We start from the raw sequence: 13,294 nt of genomic DNA on the forward strand, positions 1-13,294 counted from the left end.
AAAAATGAAAATTCCCGAGCGCTTTAAAATTAACACAACCTCTTTTCACTTTTACTGGACAAAAGGTATTGGAGCTAGCTTACTGGCTAAATTGCCGACCACTCCTGACCTAGCGCAGGCAGCACAATTTATACCGTTGCTATACCAATATGACAAAGCCTGTGATCAACTGGTGGAACATTTGCATCTGAAAATTGGTTTCGCAAAGGGACAGCAACTGATTCGGGACTATATGTGTGGTAAAACTATTGAAGCCGATTATGTTGGATTGATTTCGGATTTCATGGATACAGTAATCCTGGAACCCGAATGGCTCGATTGGCAAAAAATACAGCAGGGGGTCGAACTCAGTCAACGCTCGGGACTAACCGGACTCATTGTCTTACGGGATTACTGTCTTATGGGCGGCTACGAATCCAGTGCGATCAATAAACCACTAATTTTTACCGGGGCACTGAAAAAAGGTGCGGTAAAACGTTTAACAGAAACCGTCACATTTTGGGTTGATATTACAGCCAATGACGCATTGAAAAAAGGCGGTATCGGTATTGAGGCCATTCTATTGACCCGATGCATCCATTCATTTGCTCGATTGAATATATTAAAACATGGTGACTGGGATTCTGACAAATGGGGCATTCCTTTAAACACCTGGGATATGCTGGCGACAAACCTGGGCTTTTCATTAGTTTACTTAATTGGACTCAAACAAATGAAATTCAATATTTTAAAACCTGAAATTGAAGGCTTATTTCATCTTTGGAAATATGTGGGAACTTTATTGGGCATTCCATTGAATTTTCTTACAGATTCGGAAGAAGACGCCATAAAATCACTGTATTATTGGACAATGACCCAAAAAGAAGGCGATCAGGATAGTGTCGCGCTCGCACAAGCCCTCATGGAAGAACCGGTAAACGCGGCATATCCAAGAAGCAAGTTTGGCAGAAAACTCATGCGGGAAGTGCACTTGTATTATAACAACTACCTTTTAGGAGCCTATTCCTGCGCATTATTGGGACTTGAAAAAACGACTATAGGCAAAATCGCCTATTTCAACATCCTTAAAAACAAGAAGGAAAACAGTCAAATCCTAAAGGATGAAGTAAGGCAGCAACAGATACGGAAAGGCCGAAAAGTTCATGAGGGAGTCAAACAGATCTATTTGACCTACAACTAACCTACATTTCGTTCATAGGGTACTCTCGTGGCAATCGATCTGCCCAATGTGAGCTCATCGACATATTCCAGCTCACCTCCAAATGCAATACCGCGTGCGATTGTGGTAATCTTAATATCAAATTCACGCAACTTCCGGTACAGATAAAAGATCGTTGTATCCCCCTCCATTGTCGCTGACAACGCCAAAATAACCTCCTCTACACCACTACGTTGAATACGATTAAGTAAACCTTCAATTTTAAGATCAGCTGGACCGATACCATCCATGGGCGAAATCAGTCCGCCCAGCACATGATAAACGCCTTGATAAGAATTCGTATTTTCAATGGCCATGACATCACGTGTATCCTCCACGACACAAACGATGCTTTTATCCCGCTTGAAAGAATTGCATATTTCACAGGTCGTATGGTCCGAAATATTAAAGCATTCCTGGCAGTACTGAATATCTTCCTTCAATCGGTCAATAGAGGCGGTAAAACGGGCCACTTCAGGATCGGATTGCTTCAATAAATGCAAGACTAGCCTTAGCGCTGTCTTTTGTCCCACACCCGGTAATTTACCAAATTCCGCAACCGCGTTCTCAAGAAGTTTAGAAGAAAAATTCATAATGCAAATGTAAGAATAATCGCAAAAAGTAGCTAGTATTAAAAAAATAGCTATATTGTATTCCTTTTTGAAAAAAAATGGGTTTTAGAAATTAAATGTATAACGTTATATATGGACATTACAAAAGAAGATAAAATTATCCGCGCTTTTGAGAACAAAACATGGCAGGAAATTAAAGTTAAAGATTCATGGCAGATTTTTAAAGTCATGTCAGAGTTTGTGGACGGGTTTGAAAAATTAGCTAAAATTGGCCCCTGTGTATCCATATTTGGTTCGGCTCGTACTCCGCGTGAACACAAATATTATCAGATGGCTGTAGATATCGCTGCTCTACTCACTGAACGCGGTTATGGTATAATATCTGGTGGTGGGCCCGGGATTATGGAAGCAGCGAATAAAGGTGCCTATGAGTCTGGCGGAAAATCTGTGGGCTTGAATATTGAATTGCCATTTGAACAGTTTCACAACAAATATATTGATCGGGATAAATTACTTGAGTTCAAATACTTTTTTGTGCGAAAGGTAATGTTTATGAAATACTCCCAAGGTTATATCGTTATGCCAGGGGGCTTTGGAACAATGGACGAACTCTTTGAAGCGATTACCTTGATCCAAACAGGTAAGATTGCCCGTTTCCCAATTGTATTAGTCGGTTCGGAGTACTGGAAAGGGCTAATGGACTGGGTGCAAAATACCATGCTGTCAAATAAGTATATCAGTGAAGAGGATCTCAAGCTTTTTCGCATCGTGGATACAGCTGAAGAAGCAGCCGATCATATTTTCCGCTTCTATGATAAATATTTGCTGAAACCAAACTTCTAATCGCTATAATAGCAGATAAAGCACAAAAAAGAGTATCCGATCAGATCAGATACTCTTTTTGTGCTATTATATCCAGGCAATATGACCACGACCGCTCAGCCAAATATCCGCCGTAAATAAGAATTGATATCGCCGTTTCAATAGTTTTTGTTGCACATAATTAAGGGAAATATTAGCCTTAAATAGAAAGAAATATTTAAAAACTATAAATTAACAATAGAAAACTTTATCTATTTTTTTCGATGCATACTTTGAGACTCCCAGTTCCCTGTACAGATATAGCACTTGTTAAGCACAGATAAAGTACTATTTTCATACAAAGCGCAATGTACTTTAACAGTGCTTTAAGCAAGCTATTTGACTGCTAAAAAGCAGCAAAAAGCAAAAATAGGTACCCTTGATTATTTTAACTACTAGACAATCTTTAAAGTAGATAAAGCGCGATCTTCGAACCGATTCACACGCATTTCATATTTACCGAAAAACGAACGTCTGTCGGAGCGATCAAATTAGATAGTAGGTTAGCCTGAACTAGGTTTACAATATTAATTTTTAAAATTGGAATATTAGTAGCTACATTTACAGCACAAATTGCATGGTCACATAATATAACCGAAGAAAAACAGATTATTGTCTCAGATGAAAGATATTGGGAGCCACTCGGATGAAGAGTTGATCATATTGATTCAACAGGATGATAATGTAGCTTTCGAAGCATTATATGAGCGCTACTGGAAGCAGCTCTACTATCAGGCTGCCCGAAAAACAGATTCACTTGAAGATGCACAGGAAATCGTACAGAATATCTTCACCTCCATTTGGCTACGAAGACAGCATTTACATATAGAAAGTAATGTTTCATCTTATCTCGCTGTAGCCGTTAAATACAAGATTTTTAAATATATGGCCCAACGTTATAAACGGGAGGCCTTTAATCATGGCAACGATTGGGTAGATTTCGATAATTCTACCGAAGACTGGATTCAATTTGAAGAATTACGGACGCGGCTGGACCAGCTCGTCGCTGCGCTCCCAGAGAAATGTCAACTGATATTCAAATTGTCCCGTGAACAAGGAATGACCTACAAACAGATTGCGGATGAATTAGACATCTCCGTGAAGACTGTGGAAACCCAATTAGGTCGTGCGCTAAAAAAAATACGTACTGGTATTCAACGTTTTCTGATCACATTGTAATTTTTTTCACCTTTCTGTCAGGGTATTTTCCTATTTCGGGAACTATATAGAAATAACCCCTAAATATGGTTGACAACAATCGTTTTCGAATTGAGCAATTAGCATACAAATGGCTTCAGGGTACATGTACCAAAGAAGAAGAAGCATATTTACAACAGTGGTATCAGGAAAATAACGAAAACCCTTTACCCATCCCGGCAGATATAGCAACGAGTGAGCAACAACTCAGGGAACTGTTATTGTCCAATATCAAACGGGAAATAGAAAACTCCAAAATCAAACGGATCCCAAGATGGTACAAATTGGCTGGAATTGCCGCTGCATTAGTACTCCTGTTTGGGCTGCCTTTATATCTTGTAAGGCTAACAAACTATGAGCAAACAGGGCAAATCACACGGGTCCAAAAAGAAGTCCATCCGGGCACAAAAACTGCCATATTAACACTTGCTGACGGTACAAAAATTGACCTTTCCAATAATAGACAACATGTGCTGCATCAAGATGGAAAGATAAAAATCACAACGACAGCCGAAGGTACCGTTCAATATCAATTTACTCCTGACAAAAGTAAGCTTAGCAATAAAACCAATACGATAGAAACACCCATTGGCACGGAATACAACATCATCCTCGCAGATGGCAGCAAGGTTTGGTTAAATGCGGGGTCTACGCTAACCTTTCCTGAATCTTTCACAGCTGATAACCGTGAGGTAAAACTGTCTGGCGAAGCTTATTTTGAAGTGACAGCAGATAAGAAAAGACCCTTCTATGTCAAAGCTGATCAACAGGTCATTCGAGTATTTGGGACGCATTTTAATGTAAAGTCTTATCCAAATGAGGACAACCGGACGACCTTAATCGAAGGTTCAGTCCAGGTCACCCAAGCTGGGAGATCTAAAATGCTTAGACCCGGTCAGGCCGCATTCAGTACCAATAATAACTTAGTTATTGCTGATGTAAACACAGAAGAAGCTATCGCCTGGAAAAATGGGTTCTTCTATTTTGAATCCACACCAGTAAAACAGGCACTTTCTGCCATTAAACGTTGGTATAATGTAGATATAATTTACAAAGGAACCAATGAAAAACGTGAATTGACCGGAAAAATAAAGCGCAACTCCACAGCACAACAATTAATCGAAACGCTCAATTTTCTGGATATAAAATGCCAATTGAAAAATAACAAAATCGAAGTAGAACTTTAAAGTATCTAAATATAGCACACATTTACCTTACTAAATTATGTATAAACTTCCATCTGATCATTTTGCACATAAACGGGCAAAACTCTTTGGTGCCTTACTGGCTATCCAGTGCATGGCAACTGTAAATAACACGGCTATCGCCTTTGTGAGCCAATCCAAAATTAAGTTACATGATAAAGAATATACGCTTGCGAAGTTTGCGCGGGAAATCGAACGCCAGAGTTCCTATGTATTTCTTTACGACAACTCACAGATCAATGACAACCAGAAGATTCTGATCCATCATAAGGATGGATCCATTGAAGAAATTTTGGATGATAACCTAAAAGAACTGTCTTATTCTTACAAGATTGTCAACAACACCATCGTATTAAAAAGAAAAATAGATAGGCCGCAGGCAAATCAACAAACTGTCCAACAGTATATCAAAGGAAAAGTGGTGGATATGGATGGAACCCCCCTGAGCGGAGTCACCGTCCGAAATACGAACAATGGCCGTCAGGCGGAAACCAACAGTCAGGGGGAATTTACTATCGAGGCGGCACCGGCACAACAACTAAGCTTTAGCTCGGTGGGTTATGAAACGGTGAACAATTCCATCAGCGGCAATGCTTTTCTAACAGTCCAGCTGAAAACAGCCAATAACCAATTGGAACAGATAGTTGTCGTAGGCTTTGGGACACAGAAGAAAAAGGATATTACTGGCGCTATTGCCACCATGAGCACAAAGGATATTGAAGACAGACCTGTAACTCAACTAGCCAGCGCTATGGAGGGAAAAATGGCCGGGGTAGAAATCGTCAAGTCCTCTGGTCAACCACAAGCAGGTTTCTCTATCCGTGTCCGTGGAACCTCAACAATCACTGCAGGCAGCAACCCCTTATATATTCTGGACGGGGTCCCTACAGAGAACATCTCGGAACTCAATCCATCCGATATACAGAGTATCTCGGTCTTGAAAGATGCGGCATCCGCGGCAGTCTACGGTTCATCCGGAGCCAACGGCGTTGTTTTAATTACGACCAAACGTGGAAATAACGGCAAAACGCTGGTAAACTTCGAAACCTATCAGGGCTTTTCTACTATCTGGAAAAGACCAAAGGTACTGAATGCGGCACAATACAAAGAGTTGATGACCGAAGTTGGAGAAGCAGCCGATTGGTCGAAATATTCAGCAGACACCAATTGGCCCGACCAACTGTTCCGTACCGGACATAGCCAAAAATATCAGGCTTCAGTACGTGGCGGAGATGAAAAAACTGGATTTTATATCTCGGGATCCTATCAAAAGGATAATGGTACAGTTATTACAAATACCGTCAACAAAGTCAATTTTAAAGTCAACCTCGATCACCAGATCAATAAGATATTTAAGGTAGGAACAAGTTTGTCCTATAACAGATGGTATGATGTGGATATTCCTGAAAACGCCAGAAACGGGGTCATTATGAATGCCTACCTAGGTTCGCCCGTAATTGGAATATACGGAGACAAAGGAGCATTCACGGTGGACCCTTTCTATACCGATCTTGATAACCCTGTTGCACTGGCAACGGGGAATGAACATTATTATGTCAATAATAGATTCACCGGAAACTTTTTTGTGGAGGCGAATATCTTTCCTGAACTCAAGTTCAAAAGCTTATTTGGCTACGAGAAATACAACAACCAATACCGCAGTTTTGTGGACCCGTTTCGCACCACCGAAGGCCGGAAATACAAAGGGAGAGCACAGCTTGATCAACAGGACAATCAGTATTGGATGTCTGAAAACACATTAAACTACGACAAGACGTTTAGTGAAAAACATCACTTCACCGGTTTATTAGGGTATATTACGACCAAAACACAAACCACAGGTTCAAGTATTAGCACGCAGAATTTCGCCAATCCAGCGATCCGTACCGTTAACGGCGGATCTATGATTACCGAAATGCCAAGCGCAAAGGATGCAGCAGTGACAACTGTTTCCGGAATAGCAAAGATAGGTTATGATTATAATGGCACGTATTTATTAACGGCCAATTTAAGGGCAGATGCATCTTCGGTATTTGGCCCCAATAACCGCTGGGGTTGTTTCCCCTCCTTCTCGGCAGGCTGGCGCATATCAAATGAAGGCTTCTTTGAAGCCTGGAAAAACACGGTCAACGACTTGAAGCTAAGAGCAAGCTGGGGTAAAGTCGGAAATAGCCAGATACCGGCATTCGCTTACCTAGGCTTAATAGATGTCACGGGATCCTATGTCATTGGTGATCAAGTTGTGCCCGGCTACACCCCAATCACATTGGATAATCCCAACCTAAAATGGGAAACGACCAACCAGACGGATATTGGTATTGATGCTAGCTTTTTAAATTCGAGATTGACTGTCGCCGCCGACTATTATGCAAAAAAAACGATAGGGCTTTTACTTGATTCGCGGGTCCCTTATAGCTCAGGATATGCCAAAGTCCTTAGGAACCTTGGCGATCTACAGAACAAAGGATTTGAATTGGAATTAAGTAGCCGGAATTTTGTCCATGACTTTAAATGGAATACAACGCTAACCTTTGGCCTCAATCGCAACAAAGTCCTGAATATTGATGGCGGAACATATTATGATGGTAACATTGACGGCCGTGGAAACAGTACCATTGCTAAAGAGGGGCTTGCTTTAGGTTCGTTTTGGGGTTACGTAGCCAAAGGTGTCAACCCGGAAACTGGCGACATGATTTATCAGATGGCTGATCCTGATGCCGGTCTTCAGACGAGTGATATGAATGTCATTGGTAATGCCACACCTAAGTTTTCCTACGGTATGACAAACGATTTCAGTTACAGGAACTTTAATTTATCTTTTTTCTTACAGGGTGTACAGGGGAATGATATCCTCAATGCGACACGTATTTATACCGAGGGTATGTGGGAGCCCCGAAATCAAAGTGCAACCGTCCTCGATCGTTGGAGTCCAACAAACAAAAACAGTACGATGCCACGTCCTGATCTTAACAACACGGAGGATAATTACAATACCAAGATCTCGTCCCGATTTGTTGAGAAAGGATCCTATCTACGATTAAAATCCCTGACACTTGGCTATACAATACCCAAACAAGTCCTGGAAAAATGGAAAATGAACAAGTTGCGTTTTTATGTGACCGGTGAGAACTTATTGACCTTTACGAAGTACTCTGGATTAGATCCCGAGGTCAGTATGTACAGTGCGACCAATCAATATACGGTAAGTTCCAATATGTCTCCGGGTATCGATTTCGGCACCTCACCCCAGGCACGCACCTTTATCGTTGGTTTAAACTTAACCTTTTAACCATTTAATCTGAATAACATGAGATCAAATTTATATACATCCCTCACAATAGCCTTAATGGCATCCTTATTCTTTACTTCCTGTAAGAAATTTCTGGACGTACAACCGACATCCACCGTAACCAGTGAAAATGCTTATCTCACGGGTGACAATATTGAAAAAGCATTAAATGGTGCATACAATTCTTTCATTGGAAATGGTACCCGACCGGGTAGTAACGCAAATTACTACCAATGGGAAATGATTTTACAGACGGATATCCGCTCTGATAATGCACATGCCGCAGGTGGTGGTGAGATTGATTTTGCGCAAATTGATTTCAATACCATCACTAATACGAATGACATGGTACGAAGAGACTGGGAAGAATTATATGGGGCCATTTCAAAATGTAATATTGTCATTGACAATGTAGGAAAAGTCACTGACCCTACTTTCTCTGAAGAGCGACGTAAGCAAATCCTGGGCGAGGCTTCTTTTTTGAGAGCATTCCATTATTACCAATTGGTCAAAATATATGGTGGAGTTCCTATTGAGAAGCACTCAAACAGCACAGACCCGGAAGTCCTCCGTATCAAAAGATCGACCACAGAAGAGGTCTACGACTTTATAGACTCGGACCTCCAGGTTGCAGTAAATAATCTGCCTGATGGATTTGGACAGCCATCCATAAACAAAGTACGTGCGACAAAAGGTGCTGCAAATGCCCTTTTAACTAAGATATGGGCACAGCGGCCCGACCGCGACTACAACAAAGTACTTCAATACGCAAATGCTGTCATCAACGGTAAAGGCGGTTACCAATTGCTTCAAAATTATGCTGACCTCTTTGACGGAGCGCACAACTATAACAATGAGTCAATCATAGAAATCCCTTATGTAGCGGGGAGTCCCAACTTAAGCTGTTGGGGCGGAGCCTTCTTCTTTCCTGATCTGGACGATAATGGCCTGATCAATGAAAACGAATGGCGCCGATATGGAACGCCCTCCAAGGATCTCGTAGATGCTTATGATAAGGCTGGTGATACAAAACGAAAAAATGCCAATATTTGGTTCTTTTCCGTCCCCTGGGCCGACGAATTCTGGAATCCATGTGGTGATGCCAGTACCAAGATTCCATTCAATGTCAAACAAAAGCATGCGAATAGTTTTCAGAGTGGAGACCACTTCTATCTACTCCGCCTCGGAGACATCGTTTTGCTAAAGGCAGAAGCCCTAAATGCACTGGGCAACAGCAATGATGCGATTAACACCATTAACTTAATCCGCCATCGTGCAGGATTACCCAATATCACAACAAGCAATGCAAATCAGCTGAAGTCAATTATACTCAATGAACGCCGTTTGGAACTCGCTTTTGAGGGACAACGCTGGGATGATTTAAATCGTTATGGTGTTACCGTGGACGTCATGAACAACCTGAACGAGCTTAAGTATACCTGTAACGACGGAACAGTAAGCCCCCCTACTTCAATAAAATATAATTTTAACCAAAATAGCCTGTTATTACCAATACCATTATTGGAAATGCAGGCAAATCCTAGTCTGGTTCAAAACCCTGGCTATTAATGACCAACCCCAAGGCCGCTTTAGTTAAGTTGAAAACTACTTAAAGCGGCCTTTTTTAAACTCAATCTATGAATCGCTTTAAATCGCTAGACATATTCCGTGGGTTTACAGTAGCAGCTATGATACTAGTCAATAATCCGGGGAATTATCACCATGTATATACGCAACTGGAACATTCTTCCTGGCATGGCTGTACTTTTACAGATCTTATTTTCCCATTTTTTCTATTTGCCGTAGGAAATTCCATGGCGTTCTCCCTGAAAAAAATAGATGAAACTCCATCGCCGGTATTTCTCAAGAAAGTCACCAAAAGGTTCCTATTGTTGTTCCTGATTGGTTTTATTTTAAATATCTTCCCATTTGTTGAATGGAACAGTCAGCATCAATTGGAGTGGCTTCCAGTGGAAAAACACCGTTATTTTGGTGTATTACAACGTATCGCTTTGTGTTATTTTTGTAGCGCGCTGCTCATCTATTACCTCAGAGATAAGGGAGCTGTCATGGTAAGCATCCTTCTGTTATTGCTCTACTGGTTATTTTGCTATATAGGCAACCCTAATGATCCCTATAGTCTGGAAGGATGGTTCGGAACATCACTGGATATTAAGTTTTTTGGTGCATCCCATCTCTATCATGGTGAAGGAACAGCATTTGATCCGGAAGATCTTTGGAGTGCTTCCGCCGCAATCAGCCAAACTATTTTTGGTTATATTACCGGAAAATATATCATCCAAAAATTAGCCGGAAAAAAAGAACTGATCTACTTGCTCGTCTGGGGAGTAGCTCTAATTGTCGCCGGATACCTATGGTCCTTTGTATTTCCGATCAATAAGAAAATCTGGACCAGCAGCTATTGCATATTTACAACAGGAATAGCTTTATCTTTCTTAACCTTATTGATTTATCTTATTGAGTTTCTAAAGATAAAGGGACCACTCTACAGCTTATTTGACGGCTTTGGGAAGAACACGCTTTTCATCTATTGCTTAAGTGGGATTATCCCAACGATATGCAATTTTATTTTGATACCAGATACAAGACAAAATCTTTGGGATTTTACTTATCAGGCAGCATTCGGAAATTGGACAAATCAGGCACTGGGATCGGCACTATTCGCGCTATTATTTGTCTTTCTTAATTGGTTGATCGCGTTCTTGCTAAGGAAGAATAACATCTATGTAAAAATTTAGCTATAACACGCTATTTAATAGAAAATGGGATTCTTTTGATTGTCTTTGAAAAATAACTCATCGCAATAATAAGGTGAAAAAAGGGCCGAGGCCCTTTTATATATAAAGATATGGATAAGATATACCGCAGCTACTTTTAGAAAACGCCCCATCTTTGTTTACTAATTCCGCCATTACAGTATGCTCAGGCTAAAATAGAACAAATTAACTCTATAGAGAAAAAAACAAGGGGGGACAAAAGGGGGGACAAATCACAAAAAACTGAAAAACAAGCAATTAATATCATCCGAAAACATGTTAAAAAAGTGTCTTTCGACTTATCATTGGATCTGGACTAGCGTCACGGGTACTGTATTTCTGTAAGAACACTACAGAAAATTAGCTTTTTAAATGCAAAAAAGAAGACCTGAGGTTGGGAGCCCCAGGTCTTAACTAACCAATTATTAACCTAAATTATGAAAAGTCTTTTTTATTATTCTACACAAGGAATATTTCAACTATTAGACCAAAAGAAAACGCTGGCTCTTATTTCACATTTTTTTAACTAATAACTGAGATTAATATGACGAAACCCGCTGCCACAATTCAGTTTTGCAAATTATAACGTCTGATCCGACTAATGGAAGAGCCTGTCAGAAGTAATTTTGTCATAGTTGCTGACAGGTTCCGCAGCGACAAGCCCCATCATAGGATTATTATTCATGAAATGTACCTTATTTGGATATCGCTCGGCCATCTGTCGTACCAGCTCCAGCATATAATGATTGCTAGGATAAACCTTAACTGCTGCTCTGATATCATCAAGACTGGCATACTGGCTATATTGGTCAATATAGCCCATGCCATAAAATCGGCCATTTTCAATAACGATACAGCTCTTTTCTTCCACATTTCGTCCCTGATCTATAAATACATAAGAAGGCCTCCGCTTTAACCATTCATCTATACAGCGTTCAACCCGCGTATTATGTAGCTCACGATCGGGCAAATCACCCCGGCTTGTGGATTTAATTGCCAAACTGGCAGTGCCAAAATGACAAAACTGGACATTAATTTCGCCTTCTTTCATAAAGGATTGCAGCAATTGAATAGCGTCATATTCCCGCTGAAATAACTGAATACAATCCTGAATGCGATTCATTTTACCAATGGCCAAATGGAGATAACCATTTTGGTCCTCATAACAAAATAAGGCAAATTTCGGCTCGTAACGTTTGAGTGCCCGATTGTATTTAGGCCATAGCCGTTTAATTTCAGCGCATTCCAGCAATAGGGACATCAGTTCCGTTCCACAACATTCATAACTGATGTGATAGATCTCTTTTAAAAAATTTTGCCGTTGTGCCTGAATATTGTTACCTGTAAAATGTGATGATACCCGCTTCTTGATGTTGACTGCTTTTCCCACATAGATTACTTTTCCATTTCTATCGTGAAAATAATACACACCGGGGGTGTCTGGGAGCTGCTCAAACTCACTAAGATTTAAATGAGGTGGAAAACGCTGATCAATAGCCTTATGTTTGATCATTTCCTGAAAGACCTGCGTTGTATCCAATGCGCGAAGGTACGCAAAAAGGATCGCCGTGGCATCCGCGTCACCGCCTGCACGATGCCGATTTTCAATCGGTATATCCAGATAATCACACAAACGGCCCAAACTATAAGATAACAGTCCAGGCTTGATCTTACGGGCATAACGCACCGTACATAATTTAATTGAAGACCACTCTATTCCTACTTCCTGAAGCTGAAAGCGAATAAAAGAATAATCAAAATTGACATTGTGCGCAACGAACACCCGATCTTTCAATAAAGCGTGAAGATCTGAGGCCACATCCTCAAACATCGGTGCATCTTTAACCATGTCATTGTCGATGCCGGTCAACGCAAAAATAGAATTCGGAATTTCCACCCCTGGATTTACCAAAGTTTCCCAACGATGCAACACTCGATTACCGTCGTGTATAACGATCGCAATTTCAGTAATCCGACTGGATTTTGCATTACCGCCAGTGGTCTCGATATCCACAATGGCAAACTCTTGTCTTTTGCTTCGATTCATAGTCATTCCTAAAACAAATATACTAACATTTTTAGTATAAGTGTATTTTTTCTAAAGTTTATTAACAAAAGGAGTAATTGGGGTTCCAAAAATTGTTGGTTCAACCACCATTTATGATCGTTTGGTCAATTTTACGCAATATTCAACA

9 protein-coding genes are annotated in these 13,294 nt (G+C 40.6%); 7 read left to right on the top strand and 2 right to left on the bottom strand.

All coding sequences use genetic code 11. The features are described 5' to 3' along the window. Window positions 1–4 precede the first annotated feature (4 nt). Window positions 5–1,180: an oxygenase MpaB family protein gene (locus tag HMAT_RS06810; RefSeq protein WP_104382002.1), complete on the top strand. Its 1,176-nt coding sequence runs from the start codon at window positions 5–7 to the stop codon at window positions 1,178–1,180. On the opposite strand, the gene recR is transcribed toward HMAT_RS06810, so the two are convergent. Then, the gene (gene recR, locus HMAT_RS06815; RefSeq protein WP_104382003.1) at window positions 1,177–1,791 is read right to left on the bottom strand and encodes a recombination mediator RecR; all 615 of its coding nucleotides are present in this window, start codon (window positions 1,789–1,791) and stop codon (window positions 1,177–1,179) included. The genes HMAT_RS06810 and recR overlap by 4 nt on opposite strands. A 117-nt stretch (window positions 1,792–1,908) precedes the next feature. On the opposite strand from recR, the gene HMAT_RS06820 reads away from it, so the two are divergent. From HMAT_RS06820 to HMAT_RS06845, 6 genes are all read left to right on the top strand, one after another. After that, window positions 1,909–2,613: a TIGR00730 family Rossman fold protein gene (locus HMAT_RS06820; protein WP_199768646.1), complete on the top strand. Its 705-nt coding sequence runs from the start codon at window positions 1,909–1,911 to the stop codon at window positions 2,611–2,613. 639 nt (window positions 2,614–3,252) lie between these two features. Next, window positions 3,253–3,810 carry an RNA polymerase sigma-70 factor gene (locus tag HMAT_RS06825; RefSeq protein WP_104382005.1) on the top strand — a complete coding sequence of 186 codons (558 nt, stop codon included), beginning with the start codon at window positions 3,253–3,255 and terminating at the stop codon, window positions 3,808–3,810. 65 nt (window positions 3,811–3,875) lie between these two features. Beyond that, the gene (locus HMAT_RS06830) at window positions 3,876–5,015 is read left to right on the top strand and encodes a FecR family protein (RefSeq protein ID WP_104382006.1); all 1,140 of its coding nucleotides are present in this window, start codon (window positions 3,876–3,878) and stop codon (window positions 5,013–5,015) included. Between the two features lie 37 nt (window positions 5,016–5,052). Continuing rightward, on the top strand, window positions 5,053–8,322 hold the full coding sequence (locus HMAT_RS06835) for a TonB-dependent receptor (RefSeq protein WP_104382007.1): 3,270 nt from the start codon (window positions 5,053–5,055) through the stop codon (window positions 8,320–8,322). 18 nt (window positions 8,323–8,340) lie between these two features. Then, window positions 8,341–9,891 carry a RagB/SusD family nutrient uptake outer membrane protein gene (locus HMAT_RS06840; protein ID WP_104382008.1) on the top strand — a complete coding sequence of 517 codons (1,551 nt, stop codon included), beginning with the start codon at window positions 8,341–8,343 and terminating at the stop codon, window positions 9,889–9,891. A gap of 68 nt (window positions 9,892–9,959) precedes the next feature. Then, window positions 9,960–11,081 carry an acyltransferase family protein gene (locus HMAT_RS06845; protein ID WP_104382009.1) on the top strand — a complete coding sequence of 374 codons (1,122 nt, stop codon included), beginning with the start codon at window positions 9,960–9,962 and terminating at the stop codon, window positions 11,079–11,081. 616 nt (window positions 11,082–11,697) lie between these two features. On the opposite strand, the gene HMAT_RS06850 is transcribed toward HMAT_RS06845, so the two are convergent. Next, complete coding sequence (locus tag HMAT_RS06850; protein WP_104382010.1) at window positions 11,698–13,146, bottom strand: exonuclease domain-containing protein; 1,449 nt, start codon at window positions 13,144–13,146, stop codon at window positions 11,698–11,700. Between the last annotated feature and the right edge of the window lie 148 nt (window positions 13,147–13,294).

It is taken from the genome of Sphingobacterium sp. HMA12 (genome assembly GCF_002933815.1).
In the GTDB taxonomy this organism is placed as follows: domain Bacteria; phylum Bacteroidota; class Bacteroidia; order Sphingobacteriales; family Sphingobacteriaceae; genus Sphingobacterium.

Coding starts and splice junctions, on each gene's coding strand:
- HMAT_RS06810 (WP_104382002.1), top strand. CDS start 5: ATGAAAATTCCCGAGCGCTTTAAAATTAACACAACCTCTTTTCACTTT.
- recR (WP_104382003.1), bottom strand. CDS start 1,791: ATGAATTTTTCTTCTAAACTTCTTGAGAACGCGGTTGCGGAATTTGGT.
- HMAT_RS06825 (WP_104382005.1), top strand. CDS start 3,253: ATGAAAGATATTGGGAGCCACTCGGATGAAGAGTTGATCATATTGATT.
- HMAT_RS06830 (WP_104382006.1), top strand. CDS start 3,876: ATGGTTGACAACAATCGTTTTCGAATTGAGCAATTAGCATACAAATGG.
- HMAT_RS06835 (WP_104382007.1), top strand. CDS start 5,053: ATGTATAAACTTCCATCTGATCATTTTGCACATAAACGGGCAAAACTC.
- HMAT_RS06840 (WP_104382008.1), top strand. CDS start 8,341: ATGAGATCAAATTTATATACATCCCTCACAATAGCCTTAATGGCATCC.
- HMAT_RS06845 (WP_104382009.1), top strand. CDS start 9,960: ATGAATCGCTTTAAATCGCTAGACATATTCCGTGGGTTTACAGTAGCA.
- HMAT_RS06850 (WP_104382010.1), bottom strand. CDS start 13,146: ATGAATCGAAGCAAAAGACAAGAGTTTGCCATTGTGGATATCGAGACC.